This window comes from Mucilaginibacter gotjawali (assembly GCF_002355435.1).
In the GTDB taxonomy this organism is placed as follows: domain Bacteria; phylum Bacteroidota; class Bacteroidia; order Sphingobacteriales; family Sphingobacteriaceae; genus Mucilaginibacter; species Mucilaginibacter gotjawali.
This window is the reverse complement of record NZ_AP017313.1, coordinates 2,190,629-2,215,236: the sequence shown is the minus strand read 5'-3', so window position 1 is coordinate 2,215,236 and position 24,608 is coordinate 2,190,629. Positions and strand designations below refer to the sequence as shown.

Annotated in this window: 22 protein-coding genes; 9 read left to right on the top strand and 13 right to left on the bottom strand. The window is 43.7% G+C overall.

The features are described from left to right. Window positions 1-92 precede the first annotated feature (92 nt). The gene (locus tag MgSA37_RS10075; RefSeq protein ID WP_096351647.1) at window positions 93-614 is read left to right on the top strand and encodes a hypothetical protein; all 522 of its coding nucleotides are present in this window, start codon (window positions 93-95) and stop codon (window positions 612-614) included. Window positions 615-705: 91 nt separating this feature from the next. On the opposite strand, the gene tsaB is transcribed toward MgSA37_RS10075, so the two are convergent. The 4 genes from tsaB to rpmH all read right to left on the bottom strand — a co-directional run bounded on the left by tsaB (window position 706) and on the right by rpmH (window position 2,325). Further along, window positions 706-1,398: a tRNA (adenosine(37)-N6)-threonylcarbamoyltransferase complex dimerization subunit type 1 TsaB gene (gene tsaB, locus MgSA37_RS10070; protein WP_096351646.1), complete on the bottom strand. Its 693-nt coding sequence runs from the start codon at window positions 1,396-1,398 to the stop codon at window positions 706-708. Between the two features lie 72 nt (window positions 1,399-1,470). Beyond that, window positions 1,471-1,713 (bottom strand): membrane protein insertion efficiency factor YidD, encoded by a 243-nt coding sequence (yidD, locus tag MgSA37_RS10065; RefSeq protein ID WP_096351644.1) that lies wholly within the window; start codon window positions 1,711-1,713, stop codon window positions 1,471-1,473. Further along, a complete protein-coding gene (locus MgSA37_RS10060; RefSeq protein WP_096351642.1) occupies window positions 1,710-2,093 on the bottom strand; it encodes a ribonuclease P protein component in 384 nt (127 codons plus the stop codon). The genes yidD and MgSA37_RS10060 overlap by 4 nt, the downstream gene beginning before the upstream one ends. A gap of 73 nt (window positions 2,094-2,166) precedes the next feature. After that, window positions 2,167-2,325: a 50S ribosomal protein L34 gene (gene rpmH / locus MgSA37_RS10055; RefSeq protein ID WP_096351641.1), complete on the bottom strand. Its 159-nt coding sequence runs from the start codon at window positions 2,323-2,325 to the stop codon at window positions 2,167-2,169. A gap of 413 nt (window positions 2,326-2,738) precedes the next feature. On the opposite strand from rpmH, the gene MgSA37_RS10050 reads away from it, so the two are divergent. Together MgSA37_RS10050 and MgSA37_RS10045 are read left to right on the top strand one after the other, a co-directional pair. Then, a complete protein-coding gene (locus MgSA37_RS10050) occupies window positions 2,739-3,617 on the top strand; it encodes a ChaN family lipoprotein (RefSeq protein ID WP_096351639.1) in 879 nt (292 codons plus the stop codon). A gap of 38 nt (window positions 3,618-3,655) precedes the next feature. Beyond that, entirely contained in the window at window positions 3,656-4,747 is a 1,092-nt protein-coding gene (locus MgSA37_RS10045; protein WP_096351637.1) for a hypothetical protein, read from the top strand. Here the strand turns inward: MgSA37_RS10045 and mscL are convergent, their stop codons facing one another. Further along, the gene (gene mscL / locus MgSA37_RS10040; protein WP_096351636.1) at window positions 4,748-5,170 is read right to left on the bottom strand and encodes a large-conductance mechanosensitive channel protein MscL; all 423 of its coding nucleotides are present in this window, start codon (window positions 5,168-5,170) and stop codon (window positions 4,748-4,750) included. 144 nt (window positions 5,171-5,314) lie between these two features. Between mscL and rpoN the strand changes: the two genes are divergently transcribed. Then, on the top strand, window positions 5,315-6,790 hold the full coding sequence (gene rpoN, locus MgSA37_RS10035; protein WP_096351634.1) for an RNA polymerase factor sigma-54: 1,476 nt from the start codon (window positions 5,315-5,317) through the stop codon (window positions 6,788-6,790). A gap of 111 nt (window positions 6,791-6,901) precedes the next feature. On the opposite strand, the gene MgSA37_RS10030 is transcribed toward rpoN, so the two are convergent. From MgSA37_RS10030 to MgSA37_RS09995, 8 genes are all read right to left on the bottom strand, one after another. Further along, the gene (locus MgSA37_RS10030; RefSeq protein ID WP_232010876.1) at window positions 6,902-7,876 is read right to left on the bottom strand and encodes a PorP/SprF family type IX secretion system membrane protein; all 975 of its coding nucleotides are present in this window, start codon (window positions 7,874-7,876) and stop codon (window positions 6,902-6,904) included. A gap of 242 nt (window positions 7,877-8,118) precedes the next feature. Beyond that, entirely contained in the window at window positions 8,119-8,346 is a 228-nt protein-coding gene (locus tag MgSA37_RS10025; RefSeq protein WP_157750521.1) for a hypothetical protein, read from the bottom strand. Between the two features lie 36 nt (window positions 8,347-8,382). Then, complete coding sequence (locus tag MgSA37_RS10020; protein ID WP_157750520.1) at window positions 8,383-10,620, bottom strand: T9SS type B sorting domain-containing protein; 2,238 nt, start codon at window positions 10,618-10,620, stop codon at window positions 8,383-8,385. Between the two features lie 427 nt (window positions 10,621-11,047). Continuing rightward, a complete protein-coding gene (locus MgSA37_RS10015) occupies window positions 11,048-11,752 on the bottom strand; it encodes an NUDIX hydrolase (protein ID WP_096351627.1) in 705 nt (234 codons plus the stop codon). A gap of 371 nt (window positions 11,753-12,123) precedes the next feature. Continuing rightward, entirely contained in the window at window positions 12,124-13,890 is a 1,767-nt protein-coding gene (locus tag MgSA37_RS10010; RefSeq protein ID WP_096351625.1) for an ABC transporter ATP-binding protein, read from the bottom strand. Further along, the gene (locus tag MgSA37_RS10005; RefSeq protein ID WP_096351624.1) at window positions 13,880-15,628 is read right to left on the bottom strand and encodes an ABC transporter ATP-binding protein; all 1,749 of its coding nucleotides are present in this window, start codon (window positions 15,626-15,628) and stop codon (window positions 13,880-13,882) included. The genes MgSA37_RS10010 and MgSA37_RS10005 overlap by 11 nt, the downstream gene beginning before the upstream one ends. Window positions 15,629-15,908: 280 nt before the next feature. Then, window positions 15,909-16,376: a DinB family protein gene (locus MgSA37_RS10000; protein ID WP_096351622.1), complete on the bottom strand. Its 468-nt coding sequence runs from the start codon at window positions 16,374-16,376 to the stop codon at window positions 15,909-15,911. Between the two features lie 63 nt (window positions 16,377-16,439). After that, window positions 16,440-17,885: an aminotransferase-like domain-containing protein gene (locus tag MgSA37_RS09995; protein WP_096351621.1), complete on the bottom strand. Its 1,446-nt coding sequence runs from the start codon at window positions 17,883-17,885 to the stop codon at window positions 16,440-16,442. Between the two features lie 243 nt (window positions 17,886-18,128). On the opposite strand from MgSA37_RS09995, the gene MgSA37_RS09990 reads away from it, so the two are divergent. The 5 genes from MgSA37_RS09990 to MgSA37_RS09970 all read left to right on the top strand — a co-directional run bounded on the left by MgSA37_RS09990 (window position 18,129) and on the right by MgSA37_RS09970 (window position 24,569). Then, window positions 18,129-19,631, top strand: coding sequence for a pyridoxal phosphate-dependent decarboxylase family protein (locus MgSA37_RS09990; protein ID WP_197706116.1), 1,503 nt, complete (start codon window positions 18,129-18,131; stop codon window positions 19,629-19,631). Between the two features lie 16 nt (window positions 19,632-19,647). Next, window positions 19,648-20,109 (top strand): GNAT family N-acetyltransferase, encoded by a 462-nt coding sequence (locus tag MgSA37_RS09985; RefSeq protein WP_096351618.1) that lies wholly within the window; start codon window positions 19,648-19,650, stop codon window positions 20,107-20,109. A gap of 24 nt (window positions 20,110-20,133) precedes the next feature. After that, window positions 20,134-20,733, top strand: a complete 600-nt coding sequence (locus tag MgSA37_RS09980) for a GNAT family N-acetyltransferase (protein ID WP_096351616.1) — start codon at window positions 20,134-20,136, stop codon at window positions 20,731-20,733. A 603-nt stretch (window positions 20,734-21,336) separates the two neighbouring features. Beyond that, a complete protein-coding gene (locus MgSA37_RS09975; protein WP_096351615.1) occupies window positions 21,337-22,026 on the top strand; it encodes an ABC transporter ATP-binding protein in 690 nt (229 codons plus the stop codon). A gap of 5 nt (window positions 22,027-22,031) precedes the next feature. Then, window positions 22,032-24,569, top strand: a complete 2,538-nt coding sequence (locus MgSA37_RS09970; protein WP_096351613.1) for an ABC transporter permease — start codon at window positions 22,032-22,034, stop codon at window positions 24,567-24,569. Window positions 24,570-24,608: the final 39 nt, after the last annotated feature.

The window sequence follows — 24,608 nt, the reverse complement described above, 5'->3', positions numbered from 1 at the left end:
TGAAAACTACTCCGTTCAAATTGGCAAATTCATCGGCTGCTTTTTTTAAGCTCAATCTTAATTGTATTTTCATTGGTAAATATCTTTGATTTATGAATTTAAGCATTATTGATGACGATGGGTTTATCGCGATTGTAAACAGCGACAACTATCAAAGCTTTGTAGACCACAATTGGCAATTTGATCAATTAATGGCACATTTTGTTGATCAAATGAATGCGGGTAATATCGTTGTTTGGCAAACCAGCAATGATGGTGGAGGCATTTGGGTTGTAGCAATTAGAGACCAGCCATCCAATACGCTTGCCTTTAGACAATTTGAACATTTTATAAATGTAACTAACGGGGAGTTATTTTTAACTAATTATAGTGACTTGACAATGGCAGCTCAGTTTTCCGACGCGTCAATACCTTCGCGTCATAATGCGGATCTGAATATTGCTATGGAAGATGGCGTATACAAGGTGACGGTAAGACAATTATTTGATCCCGATAATGTTCTACAATATTCTGATACCGAAACAGATGAAAATATCTCATTTGAAATTATCATTACACCGTCCCATGAACCTGTTCATCAGCACGTAAAGAGTGTTTATTGGTATGAATTTTAAAACGTTACAATAAAGCAAGGCTAAATAATTCCGAAATCCAAAACGGCGAAGCCCTCTTGAACACTGTTGAAAAATAAACAATAGTGAAAAATTAAACCGCTTTTTTTCCTGCGATAAAATCTTTCAGATAGTACGGCTCAAAGTAAGCCACATCCTCGAATTCTTTATTCCGGAACTTTTCGAGTGCCTTTTGAGTTAAATGAACTGCTGAATTAACAAAATCGGGCAGGAAGCTAGCGTTGCGGTGGGCTCCTAAAACCTCTCTGCACTTTTCGGCACCATCGCCAAAAAACAATATTTTGTTTATTTCAAGTAAATCGGCAAAGCTATTGGCATCAATGATCTCCGCTGCGGTGGGTTTTATTTTCGTTCCGCCAGCACTAAAAACAGCGGTAAACACTTCCATCCGCCTCGCATCTATCATAGGACATAAAAGGGTATCGGCACTTATCGCTGATTGATCGGCATTGATGATGCCGTACACCATAGCTTCCAGGGTCTCAATAGCGATCAGTGGTTTATCAAGCGCAAAACATAAGCCCTTAGCAGTAGAAATACCTATGCGCAAACCAGTATAAGAACCGGGCCCGCTGCTTACTGCAATGGCATCCAGCTCATCATATTTCAATCCTGCCGAAACAAGCAATTCTTCAACAAATAAAGTGATCACCTCTGCATGTATGTTGCGCTGGTTTATTTGCTTAAACCCCAACACCACACCGTCCTTTGCCAGCGCAACTGAACAGGATGTGGTAGCAGTTTCAATTTGTAATAGCAGGCTCATTTACAGATTTTGAATTTTATTTTAATCGGTATCTTTGACTTATGACTTTCAACCCAAGACTCAAGACTTGATTCAGGGTACAGGATCATGCCCGTGCCCTCCCCATGGATTGCAGCTTGCAATACGTTTTAAAGTTAACCAGCCGCCTTTAAACGCACCGTATTTCCTGATCGCCTCTACCCCGTATTGCGAACATGTTGGTGTATAGCGGCATGAGGCTCCGGTCATCGGCGAAATAAAATACTGGTATATTTTTATCAACAGGATGAATACAAAGCCTATCCCTTTTTTTAATATACCGGTAATTGCTTTCATTTGGAAGTTTCGGCACTAAGCAGTTTCAACAACTTGAGCATTTTTTTTTCAGCAAGATCGTAGGACGCGATTTCTTTGCCGATATAACCAACAGAAAGCACAATTTTTTTTCCGGCAGCATTTAACGGGGCATATAAATGCTCCTGTTTGTAGCGCCGGTAAGTTTCGCGGGTGCGCCTTTTAACCAGGTTACGGTCGGTGGCGTGGTTAAACCGCCGTTTTGGAACCGAAAAAACAACCTGCACAGGATAGTTCCCCGAAAAATCGGCAAAAAGCCAGGATACCTTGAAGGGATAACATAAAAAAGAAGAGCCGTTATGAAAAAGCTCATCAATAAGCTTTTTATTACATAACCGTTCTTCTTTCTTAAAAGTATACATGGGTGTTGCTACGTTTGAACCGGATTTATATCAATAAGCGGTTCAAGCCCCGTTTTGGAGAAAGCAACCAGCTTTATGCTTTGTGGCTGCGCTCGTCAGAAACTGACAGTCTTTTTCTGCCTTTAGCTCTTCTTGCTGCTAATATTCTCCTGCCGTTAGCAGTTGACATGCGCTCACGGAAACCGTGCTTATTTCTTCTTTTCCTTTGTGAGGGCTGAAACGTTCTTTTCATGGCTATTTTATTCTATTCGTCTTTTTTAAAACAAGGACGCAAATGTAGTGTATTTTTTTTTCATTTCAAATAGTTTTCTTGAGTGGCCAGGGAGATCGCTTTTAAAACAGGGGGCTCCACTGGAGCCATTAAATCACAAATGTATGTGCTATAAACAGGTAGTTCCGCTGGAACTATTGCGACGTTCTGCCTATGACTCCGGAGGAGTTGCCTGTTTATAGCATAAACAGATCAGCTGATGGCCCCGTAGGTTCCTCCTGTTAGTTATTAGTTTTTAAAAGCGGTTTCCCTGGTTGAGTGGTTTCGCGTTTGATTAAGTTGATTTGGATAATTAAGTTTGTATATTTAGAAATCAGAACGCCAAAGCAACAAACAATCAACCAGGGCAGTCAATCCACTAAATCAAGTTATTAATGAAATTATACACCGTATTGTTCCTTATCGCCTTCCCCCTCTGCGTATTTTCCCAGGATTCACTTTCCAGTCACTATAAAATATACAGCGTTGCAAAACAAAAAATCGTGCCGTCGGACGATATAACTGATGCTATGTTAAATGCCGATGTGCTTTATTTTGGCGAACAGCATAACGATTCGACAGGCCATTTTTTAGAATATAGCGTATTTAAAAAACTAAGTCAAAAGTATCCTGACAGGACAGCCCTGTCAATGGAGATGTTTGAAACCGACTGCCAGAACGTATTGAACGAATATTTGAACGGCTTGATCCGCGAAAAAAATTTCATTAGCGAAGCCCGCGCCTGGCATAATTACAAAGACTACAGGCCCTTAATTGAATGGGCGAAGACTAATAAAATTGCTGTTGTAGCGGCCAATGCGCCAAATCGTTATGTAAACATGACCAATCGCATGGGCCTGCTAAGCCTTGAACAACTTAACTCCATTGGCAAGTCCTACCTTCCCCCGCTGCCGATTGATACAGCCACAGGCCCTTATTATGACAATTTTTTACAGATAATGGGCGGCCATGCAGCTTTGGGAGGGATGCAAATGTACCAGGCTCAAAATTTATGGGACGCCACCATGGCCTGGTCAATTGCCAGGTTTATCAAATCGCATAAAGGTTATAAAATACTCCAGTTAAACGGCAGTTTCCACAGCGAAGAAAAGCTGGGGACGGCAGCACAATTGAAAAAATACGCCCCCAAAGTAAGGATTCTGAACATCGCAACTTTTGATGATGAGAATTTCGACAACCCCGATTGGAAAAAATTGAGCAAAAGTGGCGACTTTATTATTGTAACCGACCCTAAAGTGCCCAAAACGTTTTAAAAATTTATTTATACCTTTAAAAAACGAAGGTTACGCAAATGAAAATTAAAATTTATTTGTGGGTTTTTATCTTTTCCATTTTACAGGCAGTTTCATGTAAAAAGGAGGCGCAACCTGCATCACCGCAGCTAACCGTACCACAAATCCATACGCTGGAGAATGGCTTGCTCAATTTTGCCATTAATGGCGAATTAACCGGCGCAAATATCGATACCCTATCCAATACGATAACTGTTATTGTGCCTGACTCTGCAAACAGGCACAAGCTCATCATGTCATATACTTTGGCGAGCCAGGTAACCGCTACAATTAACAGTACTATTGCAGGCGATAATGAAGTTTATGACTTTACACAGCCAGTTGTTTTTACGGTTACATCAACAGATAAACATAAGTCAACATCATTCCAATTAATTATACAAACAGAAATGGAATATTTTGGATTTCCGGGCACTATAGCGATGGGGAAAAGCCTGAATAAAGGGTATAACTTCTACCTCGATCAATTTGACGGCAGCCGGTTTCAATACATCAACTGCGGGCCTGCAGTTACTACGATGGCAATTAAATGGGCTGATTCGATATTTTCCAAAACGCCGGTTGATGCCAGAAATATTTATGAACCAAAAGGTGGCTGGTGGTTTACCAGCGACGTACAATCCTATTTAAAGTTAAATAACATCAACTATGCTGTTGATACTTTGCAGAACATCGACAGCCTGGTAAAAACTAACATCGACAAAAATAAGTTACTTATTATTTGCCTGGATATGTTTTATATTCCATTTAATATTACCGATTACCAGCATATTTCAAAGTTCTATCCAACAACTGCAAGCGGCTGGGGCCACTTTCTGCTGGCAAAGGGCTATAAACAAACGGGCAGCAATTTTTACATTGAAACGTATGACCCCTATTCGCAAGGTGAACATTACCCGGGGTTCGATCATATCCAATTAAAGGGCCAGGACCGGTATTACCTGGATAAGGATATTACTATGGCCACCAACAATTGGTGGCCATATGTTATTACTGTGGCGCAAAAAGGTCACGAAATAGAAGATTCAAATGATCTTCGGGAAAATAGCATTTCGCGAAAAAAAACGGTACCGGTTGCCGGCGGACAATAATTATTTCTGCCCTTTTGCCAGCAGGTCCCGGATCTGTGTAAGCAACAACTCCTCTTTGGTTGGTTCCGGTTCAGCTACAGGCGCCGCTTCGGGCTCCGGCTCTGACTTTTTCAACGAATTAATTGCTTTTACAACCATGAAAATAGAAAAAGCGATGATAAGGAACTGGATTACGGCATTAATAAAACTACCATAGTGAATGGCATTCTCGAGCACTTTGTGTACCGGGTCTGCATCCTTCAGAATGATCTTTTTATCTGAAAAATCAACACCTCCGGTAATATACCCTATCGGGGGCATGATAATGTCTTTTACCAATGAAGTAACAATGCCGCCGAACGCTGCACCAATAACCACACCAACTGCAAGGTCAACTACGTTGCCCCGCATTGCAAATTCTTTAAATTCCTTTACAAATGCCATAACTAAAAATATTATTTCGCGTAATATACCAAATAGTAAAACAATCAAAAAAATATTTTATTTATAAATATTCAACCGGGATCAACTTATCCTAACAAATTTTTTAGTTAAGGGTAATTGATGTATTTTTGCGACCATCTGATTATGTTAAAACAAAACCTTCAACAAAAACTATTACAAAAACTATCACCGCAGCAAATACAATTTATAAAATTGCTGCAGGTGCCCACGGTTTCATTAGATACCAGGATAAAGGAGGAGCTGGAAGAAAACCCTGCGCTTGAAGATTTGAGCCTCACTAATTTAAATGAACCTGAAGAGCAATACCCCGACCGCGACCCTGAAGATGATAATTATACCGGGGATGAAGAAAAGGGTGAAGCAGATGAATTTAATATCGACGACTACCTGCAGGAAGATAATGTGAACGAATACGGTTCGCGTTATGACCAAAACGGGGATGACGATGATGATCATAAAGAGATCCCGATTGCTGTGCAAAGCTCATTTTTTGAGAGCTTACAGCAGCAGCTCGATTTGTTGCCCCTGTCAGATAAAGATTTCAGAATAGGCAGGCAAATTATCGGCAGTCTGGATGACGACGGATATTTGCGCCGGCCAATCACTTCGTTAACAGATGATCTTGCTTTTTCACAAAATATTTTTGCTGAAGACGATGAAGTAGAAGATATGCTCCGGGTGATACAGGGGTTTGACCCGGCTGGTGTTGGTGCACGCAGCTTGCAGGAATGCCTTTTAATTCAATTGCGCAAAAAAGACCAGAATGACCCCGTTGTAAAAAAGGCTATAATGGTTGTTGAGCATTACCTTGATGAATTTACACGCAAACATTACGATAAGCTTGAAAAATCTTTAAACATGTCGTCAGACGAGCTGAGGGCTGTTGTAAATGAAATCTTAAAACTGAATCCCAAGCCAGGAGATTCAAATGAGATGAACACCAAACAGATGCAGGTGATCCCTGATTTTCATATCAGCAATAACAACGGATTCCTGATCCTTACTTTAAACTCAAAAAATGCTCCCGAATTAAGGATAAGCCGGTCGTACCAGGAAATGTTTGAACATTATGATAAAGCGTCGCAAAAGGATAAAAAGTTAAAAGAAGCGGTTCAGTTTGTAAAACAAAAACTCGACTCGGCCAAATGGTTTATTGATGCCATCAAACAGCGCCAGCAAACCTTGCTAAAAACGATGAATGCCATAATGCAATACCAGTATGATTACTTTTTAACCGGGGATGATAAGAATTTAAGGCCAATGATCCTTAAAGACATAGCTGACAGGATCAATATGGACATTTCAACCGTATCCCGTGTGGCCAACTCAAAATATGTACAAACCGAGTTCGGCACCTTTCTGCTGAAATCATTTTTCTCCGAAGCCATTCAAACCGAAAGCGGCGAAGAGGTTTCAAACAAAGAGGTTAAAAAGATCCTCGAAGAGCATATTGGTAAGGAAGACAAACAGCATCCCCTTGCTGATGAAAAGCTTACCGAAATATTAAAAGATGCAGGCTACAATATCGCCCGCCGTACTGTTGCCAAATACCGCGAGCAAATGAATATCCCGGTTGCTAGGTTGAGAAGAGAGTTGTAGGCAGTTCATAGTTAATGGTTCATAGTTCATAGCAGAAAATACGAAGCTGTTCATTACCAAGAATTTCTTGATTTATCTCCCCCCTTTTTTCCATGAACTATGAACCATGACCTAGAAACTATGTTGCGGGCAGGTTACCTTATACCTGTTGTTTAATAATAAGCTTATCACTATTTCATGTGTGCCATTACTTACCGTATTCAGGGCAGAGGTAGTAATATCATAGGAATACCCAACATTGATAAAGGAGCTGATATTTAAACCTGCCAGTACCCCGAAAGAGTCTCCATGCCGGTACGAGCCGCCCAGCCAGAATTTATCCTGAAAAGATATTTTGGCATTGATGTCATAGGTTAATGGCACCGGGTTAATCTCTTTAATTAAAAACGAAGGCAAAATGGTTACATCATCTGTCAGGAAGAATTTAACCCCGCCGGTCAAAAAGTATTGCGGAACAGTTTTACTTGCGTTTGCTGAATGGGTTGAACTAAAATAAAGATTTTGTGGAAGTATTTGCTGCACAGATGCGCCAAAGTAATAATTGGAAGAATACAACCAGATACCGGTATTCAGGTCTGGTTTCCACTGGCTGTTATTCCCGTTGGTAATTGCCGGGTCATTCGGATTTTCGAGTGTGATCTGGGCAGTATTCAGGCTGATATGATTAAATCCCGCGGAAACGCCCACTGCTAAATTTAAACGATCAGTTAAGCCCAGATGATAAGCGTAATCTATGTCGATATTAGTGGTGTTGATGGGGCCAGCTACGTCAGACACGATATTGAATCCCAAGCCATGGTGAGGTTCGGCCGCCATATAATTTTGCGTGTACAGCCTGCTCGAAGGATTAACACCACCTTCAGCAGGAAAAGCGGTAGCATCACCCTGCAAAAAGTCATTTCCCAAAGGAAAATCAATAGTTAAATAACTAGTTACAGGAGCGCCCTGCAAACCCGTCCATTGGCTTCGATAGCCCGCTTTTACATCGGTGTAATTTTCAATACCTGTTACCGCCGGATTTAACAACAAGTTATTAAAAACATATTGTGTGTACTGCGGCTTTTGTTGTGCTGATGCTGTGTGTATGTAAGCAAAAACCCAAATAGTATAAGTAAAATTCGTTTCATTTAATTTTATCTGATAATTGCTACAAAACCTGATAAAGTATTATGGCCAATTTTAAGGTTGATCATATAGTAATAAGTACCAGTTGATTATTGAGCACATTTAAAATATCATTTCCGGGGCACCCGATAACCAATTGACGAATATACATTTTCTCTGTATCGGTTGTATGCCTTAACTGTACAATTTAAGTAAGAATTAAGCTATTTGATATTCCAGGCATCATTCGTACTACCGGCATTAAGGGTAAACGTACCAGGTATCACTATATTGCCGGTTAAAAAACGCGTTTGCACAGATTCATCATAACAGCAAATAAAGCCTTTGTACACGGGCACTGCATTAGTTAAATAATAATTAAACAGTTTATTACCTTCAGGCCTCAGCCGCGTTCTTTCAACACCATGACAAGCAATTTTAAATACCGCCAAATATGTTAAAAAACAAGGTACGCCCGTTTCGCACATTTATTTTATGAGAGCAATAAATCCAGACAAAAGCTTAGTATCATTTTTCAGGTTGATTACATAATAATAAGTCCCTGTAGGTAATTTCGCCCCTTTGAAGGTGCCGTCCCATGGCGTTCCATAACCAATAGATGAATAAACACTTTCTCCATACCGGTTAAAGATCTGTACGGTACAGGTGCTATAGGTATCCAGGTATTTAATATTCCATGTATCGTTGATACCATCGCCGTTTGGTGTAAAAGTATTGGGTATGACGATTGCACCGATTACCGTAAGTACACCCTGAACTGGAGTTATGCTGTAATCATTTGACGCATAGCCGCTCAATGTGATAGGGTATTGACCAATAGGAGATGAAATATCAGCAATCGTACTCAAAACAAGGGGACTGGTGAAATCAGCCGGGGTATCGCCGTTAACAAAACCGGTGTAAGTTGCTGTTAACACAGGGTTAGCCGTGCCGAAGGTTTTGCGTTTATTATCAGCAGTAATGGTTAATGGCGCGGGAGTAACCGAACTTGCGGGCATGTCAATACTGGCGTCCGAAGCTCCGGGGCTCTTTAATACAATTGGTCCCGCATAATTATTACCCGCATGAGTGGTTGCAGCTAACCGGATATAAACCTGCGTACCTGCTGAACTTATAATAGCCGAACCGGCAAATGTAACATCGTTGGTACTTACTTCGAAGCCAGGAGGAGGTATTACCAAAATACCGGAGCTTAAGCCAGAACCCAATACATTAAAAACTGCAGAGGTGGAAGCCGTGCCGTAAATAGTATTTAACGGAGACAATGGGCCAATTACCACGATGTTTGGCGGCACAGTTGGGTTAACGGTAATTGTAAACGGAACCGGCGTACCTGTACAGCCGGTAATGGGGTTTGTTGGGGTAGCAATGATGTGCGCTATGACGGCCGTAGTGCCGTTATTGACTGCTGTAAATGAAGGGATGTCGCCGGTGCCGCTTGCAGGCAGGCCTATGCCCGGCGTATCATTTATCCAATTAACCGTATTTCCATTCGCACTAAAATTAATAGCGGCTGTTTGCTGCCCGTTGATATAGGTCGGCGAAGGCACATTACCATCCATTACCGGCGGTACGTTTACAACTCCGGAGATGCTACCCACATTTACTGGAGCAGCCCCGGGGGAGGTTAACATCACACCGCCTGTAAAATTCCCCGCAGTAGTGGTGACGGCCAACCTTATATAAACGATAACACTATTAACAGTTCCGCCCGTTTGGGGGATAGTAAGACTATTGGTATATCCACTGCTTGCATTCAGTGAAATTTCAAATCCCGCAGAAGATACTGCAGCGGTGATTCCGCCCGTCAGGTTGGTTGCGTTAACTGTAAACTGCTGTATATTGGGACTCACGGATGCTGCGCCCAAACAGGCTATGTTATTGCCGGTTGCGGTAGCTTGTGCGATGGATGGCGAAGCCCCCGCTGCAGGATTTACTGTAATAACAAACGAAATAGGTGTGCCGGTACAACCGCCCGCTACACTCACCGGCGTGGCAATGATTGTTGCCGTTATTGGGGTATTACCTGCGTTAGCGGCCATAAAAGGCAAAATATTGCCGGTTCCTGTTGCAGGCAGGCCTATTGCAGGGTTGCTGTTCGTCCAGCTAACATTGTTTCCATTGGCAATGAAATTAATGGCAGAAGTTAATTGTCCGCCCGTAAAAACCTTTGGAGACATCCCGCCCATTGTTGGCAAACCATTTACAATGCCCGAAAGTCCGGCATTTACAGTCAAAGCCCCGGGCGACGTGAGGCTAACCCCTCCCGTTAAATTTCCTGCACTGGTTGTTGCTGCGGCCCTGGCATATACAACCACGCCGTTCACTGCTCCTCCCGTTTGCGGAATCGTTAAGCTGGCACTATATCCGCTGTTTGGATTCAGGGAGATCTCAAATTGTGCGCCTACTACCGTGGCCGTGATATCGCCGGTTAAGTTTGTACCATTAACCGTAAATTGCTGAATATACGGGCTAACCGAAGCCACGCCCAAACAGGCAACAACATTACCCGTTGTAATGAGTCTCGCGATGGTGGGTATGGCTGCAGGGGCGGGGTTAGAGAACGTGCTATATTGGGATGATAACGCGCCGCCGCCGGAAAAATTTGCAAATGTTCCGGAAGGGATAGTTTCACCGGTTTGCGCCTGAACAGTTATATTGAAAAGAAAAATAAGAATATTTAAAGCAGGTAAGAGTTTTTTCATTCGTTTGGACACTTCATCAATCATTTAAATGGCTTAAAACTGTTAAGCGCGCATCTCTTTTAAAAACGCCCAAAATACGTCATTTTTTTAAAGCATTATTTGCGGAACTATTTTATCCTCATAAAAAAATAAACGATTAAAAAGCCCGCAAAACAAGACAGGCGCTTATACGAAATACCCAACAAAAAAGTTAACTAAAATTTGGAAATCATAGCGCTGGAGAATGTTTTAAAAAACCCGGATGTCGTTTAAAATTATCCTAACCTTTTTATAGCTTTAAAACAGACATTCATTTCCTGGCAGTAAACATAAATAGTATACGAGAGGGAGAAAACCCGTTCGTCCCGAGGGTAGTTACCTTAGCCCGGGGCTTAACAAACTATAAATAAACACGCCCCTAAACTTACAGCGGATGTTTTCCTATTATCTAAAAAAACTTGTCCGGGTTTGGCACCAGGTTTAAAAACCTCGTAAAATTCTCAGCATAATGTGATTGATCCAGCTTATAATAAAACGCGCCTTTTTTTGATGAGAATTTATCCTTCTCGGGCAATTTGATCAGCAAACCGGTAGATAACAGCTTACGGCTGAAATTCCGGTCGTCAAAAGTGGTGTTATATACCCCTTCATAAAGGGCCTGGAGTTGTGGTATGGTAAATTTCTCGGGCAGCAGCTGGAATAATATCGGGTGCAATGCGGCTTTATAGCGTAACTGTCGCTGGGCCAGCTTAACCATTTCGTTATGGTCGAATATCAGCTCGGGCATTTCGCTCAGCAGGAACCACTCAGCGTGATACTCATCGTTGATCTGCTCTTCATACTGATGGATATCGATCAGCGCAAAATAGGCGATTGACAATGTGCGTTCAACAGGGTCGCGGTCGGGTTTACCAAATACCTGGAATTGCTCCATGTAAACATTTTTGAGGCCTGTGCGCAGTTCCAGGATACGGTTAGCGGCATCTTCCGGGCTTTCTGAAGGTTGTATGAAACCGCCCATCAGGCTCCATTTGTTTTTTTCAGGCTCAATGTTGCGTTGAACCAGCAATAATTTTAAGTTCCATCCGTCAAAACCAAATATGATACAATCTGTAGCGACTAATATTCTTTTTTGACCTGTATATCTCTGCATAATAGGTTTGTAGTAATTTACAAGTGTAAAAAAAAAAAATGAAATTGGTTGACTAAGTTGACTAAGTGAGTAGGGAAATCGCGTTCAAAAAACCAGGCATATTTATAATTGAGGCTAAAGCCATCTTTATTGCTTTAATTTACCCGTTGGCTGAAGCCAACGGCAATGAATGAAAGACTGTGCTTCTAAAATTCATTGTCGTTCCTTTTAAGGAACGGTAGAAAACAACAAAAAGACAACGGCTTTAGCCACAATTAGGAGACGAGTTTTTAAACGCGATTTCCCTGGACTACGTGAGTGGTTGATTGAGTTGAAAATTAAAACTTATTCAACTCAATCCAACCTACCCGATAGCTATCGGGTCAACCCAATTAACTCACCCTCTTCCCGTGCAACAGCATCTCCATTGCATGGTCAAACGAGCCGGCGAGGATCACTTCGCCGGAGTTAACGAAGTATATTTCGTCAGCGTTTTCAATGGTATTCAGCCGGTGCGCAATAATTACTCTTGTAGTGGTTGCCGGCAGGTTATTTAAAATATCGCTCAGTAATTTTTCGGTAATGGTATCAATATTCGCCGTCGCTTCATCCAGGATGAGCAACTCCGGGTTACGTAACACAGCCCGCATAAAGGCGATCAGTTGTTTTTGTCCGAGGCTAATGCCATCACTATTCGAAAGGACCTTCGTATCCAGCCCCTGTTCAAAAATAGCCAGTAAGCTCCCCAGGTTGGCATCCAGTATCACCTGTTCCAGTTGTTCGCTGGTATGGTTTACGTAAAGTTCGTTTCCATAAAGAATATTTTCCCTAACGGTGCCGGTAAACAAAAACGGTTCCTGTAAAATAAAGCCTATCTTTTGGGTTCTCTCCAACGGCTCATAGCTGCGAATGTCTTTGCCATCAAGCAGTACAGTTCCCTTGTTGGTGTCGTACAACCGGGCTATTAAAGAAGCGGTGGTTGTTTTGCCGCCCCCCGTTGGGCCAACAAGCGCATAGGTTTTGCCTTTCTCCAGCTTAAAGCTGATATTGTGCAAAATCTCCCTGCTTTCATCATAACTGAAATGCACATTCCTGAATTCAAGCAAAGATGACGACGGTTCAGTTACGCCGCTTTTTACGGTAACCAGGTCAGTTTCGAGCGCCAGGATATGTGAGATCCTGTCCCAGGCAGCCATGGCAGTTTGAAAGCTTGTCCAAAGTGCAGCCAGTTGCCGTAAAGGGTTGTAAAACTGGTTGGCATATGAAAAATAGCTGATAAGTAAACCAGCCTCGAATTGTTTTATGGATATAAGATAGATTCCATAAGCAAATACCACCAGCTGCGCCATGCTTGAAAACAGGCCATATACAGGCACGAAGCTATTGTTGGCGATACCCGCGCCTATAGCAGTTTGATAATTGTCGTTATTAGCTTCGGCAAAGCGCTTGCGAAAATAGTCGCGACGGTTAAAGGCGATGATCACTTTAAAATTGTTCAGGCTCTCCTGTATTTCGGCGCTGAGGCCGCCGACGCTTTTCAGGTTTTTAGCATTTTTCCGTTTTACCCATGGCGATGTAAGCATGGTAAAGGCCAGGATCACTGCAGCGGGTACCAAAGTTGCCGCGCCCAGCGTTAATTTTACCGACAATAAAAATATCCCGGCACCAAGCATCGTAACAATGCTGCCGATAAACTGCATCAGTGATTGTGAAAAAAACTGGTTCAGCTTGTCAGTGTCATTATTAATGCGCGAGATCAGGTCGCCGGCCTTATTCTGGTTGAAAAAACCAACCGGCAGTATTTGCAGTTTATTAAATATAGCATTCCGCAGGGTAAAAAGCATCCTTTGCCCTACGCCGCCCATCAGGATGGTTTGAAAGTAACTCGAAAAAAATGCTACCGCATACATGGCAAGTAAAATACCGCAACTTACCAGCACACCATGGTAATCTTTGTGCGCCGTAAAGATGTATTTATCGATTGTTTTGCCAATGAGGTACCATGCGTAAAGATTCAATCCTGAATTCACTAATATCGCTATCAGTGCCATCCATAGGTTTTTGCGCTCGTGCGAGATCAATTGCAACAACTTACCCAATGACGACCAAGTAGACGATTTGGGCGCGTTTGCCTGCAGCTCGTTTAAATTATACTTCATAGTTGCTGGTACTTTGTTGAGAATTAAAGATTTGCACATATTCGGGGCTGGCCTGCATCAGCTCATCATGTTTGCCGGTTGCCACAATCTCGCCCTGCATTAATAAAATGATCCGGTCGTAATGTTCTACCGAGGCAATCTTTTGGGTCACGGAAATTAGTGTTAAACCCGGGTAGTTTTTTTGCATGTTCGCCAATATCTTGTTCTCCGTACTGGTATCTACGCGGGCGGTAAAATCATCCAGCAATAAAACCCGGGGTTCAATAGCCAGCGCACGTGCCAGCATAATGCGCTGCTTTTGCCCCCCTGAGAGGCTCGAGCCGCGCTCAGAAACAATGGTGCTGAGTTTACCGGGCAGCGAGTTGATAAAATCGCCAAGCTCGGCTGTATCAATCGCCTTTTGTAATGATTCATCTGTAACGGTATCGCTAAAAGCGATATTTTCCCTGATGCTCATGTTAAAAATAATGCTATCCTGGAAAACAAAACCTACCTGGCTGTGAAACGATTCGCTGTCATAAACATCAATATTCCGCCCGTCGAACAATATTTCTCCTGACGTTGGCTTGATCAGCGCTGTCAGCAAATAAAGCAACTGCGATTTGCCTGCGGCCGTGGGGCCAATAACGGCAATTTTTTCACCAGGCTTTACAGTAAACGATATCGCCTTTAAGGCAGGTTTTTGCCCGTAAATAACCGACACTTCTTTTAGCCCGATCCCGCCTTTAAGTGTTTCAACCAGGGTGCCGGTTTCCGAAGTATCCGTTGCCTGTAATACCTGGTTGATGCGTGTGAAGGATGCTGTTGCCTGCGCGATGATGTTGCTCATAAAACCGATCACAAATATGGGAAAGATGAGCTGCGACAGGTAACTGTTAAAGGCGGCAAAATCGCCCAGGCTCATGGTATTATTGATGATAAAGTGCCCGCCCACGGCCAGTATAGTCAGGGTAGCAATATTGGCGGTAAATGTGATGATAGGGATCAGTCCGGCAAAAAGCCTTAAAATACCCAAACCAATATCTCTCGCCTGCGTATTTGCTTTCAAAAATTTATCAAACTCCAGTTGCTGTGAATTGATGACCCGGATAAGCGCTGAACCCAGGATACTTTCGTTGATGACTTTATTTAGCCAGTCGATCACCTCGCGGCTTTTGCGGAAAAGCGCCCTTACCCTTTTTAATACATAGGCAAATGTTCCGCCAATGATGGGGATAATGGCGATGACGCAAAGGCCCAGTTTCCAGTTGATTGTCAATAGTAAAATACTTCCGCCGATGAGGGTAAAAACCGAAGAGATGATATTCACCAATGCCTGGGAAACAAACATCTTGATGGAATCAACATCAGAAGTAAGGTTGGTGAGCAGTGTTGAAGGGTTTACACTATCAATAAAAGCATTGCTTTGCCTCGAAATTTTATCTGAAAGCCGGCTCCGTAAATCGCGTGCCACCCTTTCTGAAGTATAGGTTTGCACGATGGTTTGTAAGTACCCAAATATAAAAATAAGCAAAACCGCCCCTGTAAACGTAACAAGGGTAGGATTAACATTGAATTTGGTATGGCTGATAATGCTTTGCACATAATCATCGATACCATGCTGGATGATCTTTGGCAGCCACAAACTTATACTGTTACTAAACAGCGCAAACGCAATCAGCAGCGAAAGCAAGCCCCTGTATGGTTTTAAAAGGCTAAAAATACCCGGCTGTTTTGGTTTAATATCAGGCTTCTTCATTGGTTTTTGTTGATTAAACAATAATCGCCCGTAAAAATAACAGCAGATCCGGTGGATTTATATGATAACCCGGAATATTTTTTTCGACACAAGAAAACACAAGAAATCCCGTTAACCACATAGCTGCACACTTTAATAACAGGGACGATTTTGGATTGAAGATATTTATTTCGGTTGATTAAGTTGATTAGTTGGATTGAGTTGGTTAAGTTTTGGGCTTTTTCACGAATTTCAGCTTTCCCGGCGATAACTTAATCAACCACTCACTTAATCAACCCAATCAACTAACTCCTCCATGCGCTAATTGAAAAATAGTGAGCAGGTGATGCGCTTCGTGCAGCAGGAAAAATTCTGTCCACTCTATGATGGTTAGTCTCCCGTATTTGGCATGTACACCTATGCGTTCAAGTTTATCAGGTGGGGTGTGATTGATCAGCTGGTAAATCACTTCCCTGTCAGCCGTAATTTTTTTTAATAATTCGTAGGTGGTAAAAGCGCAGTAGATCTCGAAACCGTCATCGTCCTCGGCACGGTAAGCCTCAAACTCCGGCTCGTCCATAGTTAATATTTTGCGGACCCTGTCCAGAAAAACAGGTTGATATTTTGCCAGGTGGGCTATGTTTTCATGAATGGTCCATTTTCCTTTTCTGAAGTGCTGGTTTAGCTGCCGGTTATTTAAATTAATAATAAGCGATGCAATTGTTTTATGCTGATCTTTTAAGCGTTGTGTTAATGAAGAATAGATCATAGTACGGTATTTAACGAAAATAGAGGGAAATTGTTGATCTTTTTGACGACTAAGGGATATTTTTCAAAATTTATGGATCAACTCCCCCAGCGTTTTAAGGCTTTTTTCAATTTCGTCATCATAGGGAATTCCGAAACTTATCCTTATAAAATGGGTAAAACGGCTGTCGGTGCTAAAGATCTGCCCGGGCGAAATGCTGATATGATGATTCAGGGCCCGCTCATACAATTCAAAGGCATCAACTCTTTTATTTAATTCAATCCACAAAACATAACCGCCCCGGGGCCTGCTGATCTTAATATCCTCCGGGAAATATTCTGCAATAGCCTGCGTATACCGCAAACATTGCGAATGCAGCTTTTTGCGCAGGTTTCGCATGTGGAGGTCGTACCGGCCGGTCTCAAAAAAATTGCCGATAGCGGCCTGCGTTGGGGTTGCCGACGACAGCGTTTGCATCAATTTCAGATTGATCACGGCTGCCTTAAATTTACCTGGCATACACCAGCCTACCCGGTAACCCGGCGCCAACGTTTTGGATACCGATGAACACAGCATTACCAGGCCATGCTGATCATAACTTTTGCAGGTGCGCGGCCGGGTTTTCTCAAAATACATTTCGCCATAAATATCATCCTCTATTAAAGGCACTTCATTTTCGGCCAAAAGTTCAACCAGTTCCCTTTTTTTGTCGTTGGTCATGCAATAACCCAATGGGTTACTGAAGGTTGGCACAAACAGGCAGGCTTTTATCTGATGTTCGGTAATCGCCTTTTTTAGAAAATCAAGATCGATGCCCTCATTCGGATCAGAAGGCACTTCAAGTATTTTTAGCCCCAGGCTTTGCACAATGGTAAAGATCCCAAAGTAAGCAGGGCTTTCGATGGCAACCACATCGCCGGGTTTGGTTACCGCCCGCAAACAAAACACAAGCGCCTCCATACATCCCTGCGTGGTAACCACATCCTCCGGCAATATATTGCCACCCCAGCTAAAAGCGTGACGGGCAATATGCTTCCGCAGGTTTTCGTTTCCCTGGATCTCTTCATAATTGATGCAACCGCTCGGGCTTAGCCTGATCGCTTCCATCATCGATTTATTCAATTTGGCCTGTGGCAATAGTGATAGGCCAGGCGAAGCTCGCGACAATTTCACGATACTATCACCGGTGAAATGCCTGTAAACCATGGCGATCATTTGGTCGAGGCTCCGTTTTTTTGTTTCCTGCGGTTTTTCATTTTTTTGCTGATCAAACGACCGTGCCGGCGTATACCGCACGTAATAGCCAGACTTTGGCCTCGCTTCAATCATCCCGTTCATTTCCAGCTGAACGTAGGCTTTATATGCGGTGCTCAGGCTTATCCCCTGTTCCTGGCTCAAAGCGCGAACCGAAGGCAATTTCTCGCCTGTCTTCAACAGCAATTGACGGATCTGGCTGCCCAAACGATCCGCAATCTGCATATACAAAAAGTCTTCGTCGTGGATTGTTTTTCGGGCTGAATGATCTATCATATTTTAAATAGCAATAAACGGGTTTTGGGCGAATATCTTTCTGATGACATTTGTCACGAGAACCAAGAGACAAGAGTCAAGAACCAGGAAAAAAAAAATCCGCTTTTTCTTCCGGACTTTCCCTACCCTGCCTGCCGGCAGGCAGGTTTCGGACTTCTCCCCATCTGTTATGCGCAAAAATAATAAATCTGAATCTGTTTTATTAATAAATTATATTTCATTTTTGTATCGATATAAATGATCATGGAAAAAACAATCACAAAACCGGAAATTGGATTAGACCCGGCCGACTGGAACGACATCAAAACCCTGGGTTACCAGATCATTGATGATATGGTGGGTTACCTTAAAAACATAGGCGACCGCCCCGCCTGGACGCCGATCCCCCAGCAGGTAAAGGAAGAATTTAAGAAACCGCTGCCGCAAACCGGAACGGATATATTTACCATTTATGAGGAATTTAAGCAAAACATCCTGCCCTACCCTGCCGGCAATATCCATCCCAAATTTTTTGCATGGGTACAGGGTACCGGTACGCCAATGGGCGCATTGGCCGATCTGCTGGCCGGTGTGATGAACAGCAATGCAACTATCGGCGATCAAAGCGCATTGTATGTAGATAAACAGGTAATCGACTGGTGTAAGGAATTGATGAATTACCCTGCAGACGGTAGCGGCATTTTAGTGAGCGGCGGTTCTATCGCCAATATCACCGGGCTCATCGTTGCGCGCAACACCATCATCGCCAATGCTAAAAACGCGGGTGTTTACGCTGCCAATGGCAAGCTCACCGCTTATTGCAGCAGTGAAACCCATAATTGCCTGGGCAAAGCCGCCGAAGTAATTGGCATCGGCAGCGATCAGTTAAGAAAGATACCCGTAGATAAGCGGTTTCAGATTGATATTGAGGCCTTGAAAAGCAAGATCCGCGAAGATAAGGCCAAGGGTTTTATCCCTTTTTGCATCATCGGGAATGCAGGCACGGTAAACACAGGCGCTATCGACCCGCTGGATGACCTGCTGCAAATAGCACGTGAAGAAAACATTTGGTTCCATATCGATGGCGCTTTCGGCGCTTTGGCCAAACTCTCTCCGGCCTATCAGCAGCAGCTAAAAGCTATTGAACAAGCCGACAGCGTGGCCTTCGACCTGCACAAATGGATGTACATGCAATACGAAGTGGGCTGTGTTTTATTTAAAAACGCAGCGGCACACCGGGCAGCATTCGCTACCGCTGTTAATTACCTAACCGCGCATGAGCGGGGCCTTGCCGGCGGCCCTGAAACCATCTCCAACTATGGCATGGAACTTTCGCGGGGCTTTAAAGCATTGAAGGTGTGGATGTCGTTAAAAGAACATGGCCTGGAGAAATACAGCGAAATGATCACCCAAAACATTAACCAGGCGTTTTACCTTGGCGAACAGGCAAAACAGCATACACAATTGGAGTTAATGGCCGAAGTGACCATGAATATCGTATGCTTTCGTTTTAACCCCGGCAGCCTGGATACCGAACAACTAAACATTTTGAATAAAGAACTACTGATGCGGATGCACGAAGCGGGTATTGCAGCGCCGTCCTACACCCTGCTCAACGGCAACTATGTCATCCGTGCGGCGATTACCAATCACCGCACGCGGAAGGTCCATCTTGATGAAATGGTGGCCGGTACCATAAGAATCGGCGATGCTTTGATGAAAGAATTTGACGCAAAATTGTTCAAATTTGATTTTTTGACATTATAAAATTTAAGGAAGGGATATGTCATTCAACCTTACCATCCGCCCCGTTGAACCAAGGGATTTTGAACAATGGCTGCCCCTTTGGGATGGCTACAATGCCTTTTACGGGCGTTCGGGCCCAACGGCGCTTGCACCGGAAGTCACCCAAATGACCTGGACAAGATTTTTTGATGCCTACGAACCGGTTCATGCGCTGGTGGCCGAAAGTGACGGCATGTTGCTGGGCATCACCCATTATCTATATCACCGTACAACAGTATCCATTGGCCCTATTTGTTATTTGCAGGACCTGTTTACTATTGAAAGCGCCCGCGGCAAAGGCGTATCAAGAGCGTTAATAAACGAGGTACACCAACAAGCCAAACTTGCCGGCGAATTCCGGGTATACTGGCAAACGCACGAAACCAACCGTACCGCCATGCAGCTTTACGATAAAGTGGCCGAAAAATCCGGCTTTGTTGTTTACCGCATGCCCATCTGAATTATTTCCAAATCTTTTAAACATATGCCCCTCAATTACGACCCAAACGCTGAATATTTGCTTGAAGATGACCGCGTATTGCTGCGCCCCCTCCGGGAAACGGATATTGAATTTTTATTGCCCTTTGCCATAAACGAACCCGACACCTGGAAATACTCGTACCTGAGCGCCCGGGGCGAAGACGGCATGCTCGCCTACATCGCTGACGCTATTAAGAACAGAGCCAGAGGCACTGAATACCCTTTTATTGTATTTGACAAAAAAACCGGTGAATACGCCGGCAGTACCCGTTTTTATGATATCCTGCCTGTTTATCAAACCGTGCAGCTGGGCTACACCTGGTACGGCGAAAAATTCAGGGGATCTGGTGTCAACAAACATTGCAAGTTCCTCCTGCTGCAATTTGCCTTTGAAACCCTGGGCGCCGAGCGGGTTGAATTCAGGGCCGATGCCCGGAATGAGCGCAGCATAGCCGCCATGAAAAGCATTGGCTGCAAACCCGAAGGTATTTTACGCAGTAATATGCCCCTATGCGATGGCGGCCGCCGCGATTCTATTGTTTTAAGTATTTTGAAAGATGAGTGGCTGGCGGGAGTTAAGGAAAGTCTTAGGAGTAAGTTGTAAACGTCGTAGTGGTTTTAAACTATTATGATAAAAACACTAAAATTGTAAACCAATTACAGGACTATAAACAACCTGTAAATTTATAACGGGATTATTCTATAAACTGTAAACTTTTTTAGGACGATACAATCGCTTTTAAAACAGGGGGCTCCGCTGGAGCCATTAAGATACAATCGCACTTGCTATAAACAGGTCGTTCCGCTGGAACTATTGCCGCTTTCTGTCCATGACTCCAGAGGAGTCGCCTGTTTATAGTATAAATAAAGCAGCTAAAGGGCTCCGTAAGAGCCTCCTGATAGCCATTAAATTAAAAAAAGCGTTCCCTGTCGCTTTTAAACTAGCCACCGAACGATATTCTATATCGAAAGAACAAACTCCCGCATTTTACCTGACCAACTGAAGCTTCTTCCGGACTTTACTGACCCTGCCTGCCGGTAGGCAGGTTTCCCGACTTTCGGACTAAATAATCAACCAATTCACACCAATGTCATAATTTAAAAATTATAAGTTTTTTCAGGTTGCTAATCGTGTTTAACAGATATTTACGTACTTCTGGCAGTAACAAAAACGAACATCCAAAATCTATATAAAAAGCAAGATACATTGAAGACAATACTTAATATCGAAGACCTCGGCAAAACTTATCAAAGTGCCGGCCGTACCCTAACCGTACTTGATCATATTAATTTTTCCATCGCCGAAGGCTCAACCAATGCCATTGTGGGCCCTTCCGGCAGCGGTAAAACAACCCTATTGGGTTTATGTGCCGGGCTGGATAAACCGGGCTCAGGAAAGGTTGAACTGGCTAACATTAACCTGGGTAGTCTTTCTGAAGACCAGCGCGCACAGGTACGCAACCAGTATGTGGGTTTCATCTTTCAGAATTTCCAGCTCCTCCCAACCTTAACCGCATTGGAAAATGTAATGGTTCCGCTGGAGTTACGCGGAGAAAAAAACATAAAAGCCAGATCAATGGACCTGCTGGATAAAGTAGGCCTGGCCGACCGCTGGCATCATTACCCGGCGCAGCTTTCGGGCGGCGAGCAGCAACGCGTTTCGCTTGCGAGGGCATTTTCCAATTCGCCGGCTATCTTATTTGCAGATGAACCAACCGGCAACCTGGATACGGAAACCGCCGAAAAAGTGGTTAAGCTGATCTTCGACCTCAATAAAGAAGCCGGCACCACCCTGGTTTTGGTTACCCACGACCTGGAACTGGCCGCCAAAACCCAGCGCATCATCCGCATCAAGGGCGGCAAACTCATCGCTGATGATAAAACCGAAATCAAATAACAGCCATGGATAAAAGAAAAATCAATATCCCCTGGCTTTTTGAAATGGCCTGGCGGGACAGCCGCCGTAACCGTTCGCGGCTGATGCTTTTTATTTCGGCCATTATATTTGGTATTGCGGCACTGGTGGCTATTTATTCGTTCAGGTATAATTTGGAGAACGATATTAATTCGCAAGCGGCAAGCCTTATCGGGGCCGACCTGGCGGTATCATCAGCCAAACCGGCTGATGCCGCTGTAAAACCCTTATTGGATTCATTGGGCGACAAAAGATCAGAAGAACGAACTTTTGTTTCGATGATCTATTTCCCAAAATCAAAGGGCACCAGGCTGGTACAGGTACATGCGTTGCAGGGCGGCTTCCCTTATTACGGAAGCTTTGAAACCATCCCCGAATCAGCCGGGACAGCCTTTAAAAATGGCAAAGAGGCGCTGGTAGATAAAGTCCTGATGCTGCAATACAACGTCAACGTAGGCGACTCAATAAAAGTTGGTGAAGTAACTTTTTTAATTGCAGGTACTTTAAACAAAGCACCAGGGCAAACCGGTATTTCATCAAACATCGCCCCTACGGTTTATATCCCGATGCAATACCTTGCCCAAACCGGGCTCTCCAAAAAAGGCAGCCGCATCACCTATAGTTATTATTACAAGTACGATCACCCGGTCGATATGAAAAAGCTGGTGAAAAATATCGACCCGCGTTTGGATAAGGCCGATATGAATTACGAGACCATCGAAATGCGCAAAGAAAATACCGGCCGCTCCTTTGGCGATTTGACGCATTTTCTGTCGCTGGTTGGTTTTATCGCTTTATTACTGGGTTGCGTGGGCGTTGCCAGCGCCATTCATATCTATATCCGCGAAAAGATTGCTTCCATCGCCATCATGCGTTGCCTTGGGGTAAAAGCCCTTGAAGCATTTTTGATCTACCTGATCCAAATCGTTGGCATAGGCATTATCGGCTCAGTTATCGGGGCATTTGCAGGCACCTTTGTACAGCACATTTTACCGGTGATCATGAAGGATTTTTTACCTTTTGAGATCACCACCACCATATCATGGCTGGCCATTGGCCAGGGGATCTTGCTTGGGGTGATCATTTCCATCCTTTTCGCACTGTTACCGCTTATTTCCATCCGTAATATTTCACCATTAAATACCCTGCGGATCTCTTACGAAGAAATCAACCTGGTACGCGATCCGTTGCGCTGGCTGGTTTATGGTTTGATCTTGTTATTTGTGACCACTTTCACGTATTTCCAGTTGGATAGCTGGGTGGCAAGTATCTTTTTCACCATCGGCATTGGCATTGCCTTCCTGATATTGGCCTTTGTGGCCTGGCTGTTGATGAAAGTAATGCGTTTGGTGATTCAAAACAGCTGGAGTTATTTATTGCGGCAGGGTTTTGCAAATCTCTACAGGCCAAATAACCAAACCATCATCCTGATCGTCTCTATCGGGCTCAGCACCGCATTTATTTGTACGCTGTTTTTTATCCAGGCGATGCTGATGAAACAGGTGAGCCTGTCGTCAGGCGCCAACCAGGCCAATATGATCCTTTTTGACATTCAAAATAGTCAGAAAAAGGCGGTCGCCGATCTCACCCGCCAGCAAAAACTGCCGGTGATCCAACAGGTACCTATCGTTACCATAAGGCTGGATAAAATCAACGGCAAAACTGCCGAAGATGTTAAAAAGGATCCCAAATCCCAGATCTCCAAACATGCCTTTTCCTACGAATACCGCGTTACTTACCGCGATACGCTTACCCCTTCTGAAAAAATAATAAAAGGCGAATGGATCGGAAAAGCCGGCAGCGGAAAAGAAATACCCGTATCTATTGAACAGTTTTTTTCGAAGCGTAACCATGTTAATGTAGGCGATCATTTGGTTTTTAATGTGCAGGGCTTGAGCATGCCCGCGGTAGTGGCCAGTGTAAGGCAGGTAAACTGGAACAAAATCCAGACCAATTTCCAGATCGTTTTCCCAACGGGGGTATTGGAAGATGCACCGCAGTTTGCTGTGGAACTTACCCATGTGCCGTCAGTAAAAGCATCGGCCAAATTTCAGCAGGCGGTTGTACGGGCATATCCCAATGTGTCAGTGCTCGATATAGGGCAGGTAATTTCTATCATTGACGATCTTTTAAATAAAATCGGCTATATCATCCGCTTTATGAGCGCCTTCAGTATTATAACGGGCGTGGTGGTATTGATCGCTTCAGTGCGCATCAGCAAATACCAGCGCATCCAGGAGAGCGTTTTATTGCGTACCCTGGGCGCAAGCCGCAAACAAATATTCGCTATAACCGCGCTGGAATATTTATTTTTAGGGGCGCTATCGGCACTAACAGGTATATTGATCGCGTTATCAGGCAGCTGGTTGCTGGCAAAATACAGTTTCGAAATACCTTTTGCCATTAACCTGTGGCCGGTATTGGCGCTGTTTTTTATAATAGCGCTGTTAACACTTGTGATAGGTTTATTAAACAGCCGTGGCGTTTTAAATAAACCGCCGCTGGAGATACTGAGAACGACTTAGGAAGGTGAAAAATTAATATCGAACACCGAATATCGAATT

Bases quoted from the DNA above. Each gene is read 5' to 3' on its own strand.
- MgSA37_RS10075 (WP_096351647.1), top strand. From the start codon at position 93: ATGAATTTAAGCATTATTGATGACGATGGGTTTATCGCGATTGTAAAC.
- tsaB (WP_096351646.1), bottom strand. From the start codon at position 1,398: ATGAGCCTGCTATTACAAATTGAAACTGCTACCACATCCTGTTCAGTT.
- yidD (WP_096351644.1), bottom strand. From the start codon at position 1,713: ATGAAAGCAATTACCGGTATATTAAAAAAAGGGATAGGCTTTGTATTC.
- MgSA37_RS10060 (WP_096351642.1), bottom strand. From the start codon at position 2,093: ATGTATACTTTTAAGAAAGAAGAACGGTTATGTAATAAAAAGCTTATT.
- rpmH (WP_096351641.1), bottom strand. From the start codon at position 2,325: ATGAAAAGAACGTTTCAGCCCTCACAAAGGAAAAGAAGAAATAAGCAC.
- MgSA37_RS10050 (WP_096351639.1), top strand. From the start codon at position 2,739: ATGAAATTATACACCGTATTGTTCCTTATCGCCTTCCCCCTCTGCGTA.
- MgSA37_RS10045 (WP_096351637.1), top strand. From the start codon at position 3,656: ATGAAAATTAAAATTTATTTGTGGGTTTTTATCTTTTCCATTTTACAG.
- mscL (WP_096351636.1), bottom strand. From the start codon at position 5,170: ATGGCATTTGTAAAGGAATTTAAAGAATTTGCAATGCGGGGCAACGTA.
- rpoN (WP_096351634.1), top strand. From the start codon at position 5,315: ATGTTAAAACAAAACCTTCAACAAAAACTATTACAAAAACTATCACCG.
- MgSA37_RS10020 (WP_157750520.1), bottom strand. From the start codon at position 10,620: ATGAAAAAACTCTTACCTGCTTTAAATATTCTTATTTTTCTTTTCAAT.
- MgSA37_RS10015 (WP_096351627.1), bottom strand. From the start codon at position 11,752: ATGCAGAGATATACAGGTCAAAAAAGAATATTAGTCGCTACAGATTGT.
- MgSA37_RS10010 (WP_096351625.1), bottom strand. From the start codon at position 13,890: ATGAAGTATAATTTAAACGAGCTGCAGGCAAACGCGCCCAAATCGTCT.
- MgSA37_RS10005 (WP_096351624.1), bottom strand. From the start codon at position 15,628: ATGAAGAAGCCTGATATTAAACCAAAACAGCCGGGTATTTTTAGCCTT.
- MgSA37_RS10000 (WP_096351622.1), bottom strand. From the start codon at position 16,376: ATGATCTATTCTTCATTAACACAACGCTTAAAAGATCAGCATAAAACA.
- MgSA37_RS09995 (WP_096351621.1), bottom strand. From the start codon at position 17,885: ATGATAGATCATTCAGCCCGAAAAACAATCCACGACGAAGACTTTTTG.
- MgSA37_RS09990 (WP_197706116.1), top strand. From the start codon at position 18,129: ATGGAAAAAACAATCACAAAACCGGAAATTGGATTAGACCCGGCCGAC.
- MgSA37_RS09985 (WP_096351618.1), top strand. From the start codon at position 19,648: ATGTCATTCAACCTTACCATCCGCCCCGTTGAACCAAGGGATTTTGAA.
- MgSA37_RS09980 (WP_096351616.1), top strand. From the start codon at position 20,134: ATGCCCCTCAATTACGACCCAAACGCTGAATATTTGCTTGAAGATGAC.
- MgSA37_RS09970 (WP_096351613.1), top strand. From the start codon at position 22,032: ATGGATAAAAGAAAAATCAATATCCCCTGGCTTTTTGAAATGGCCTGG.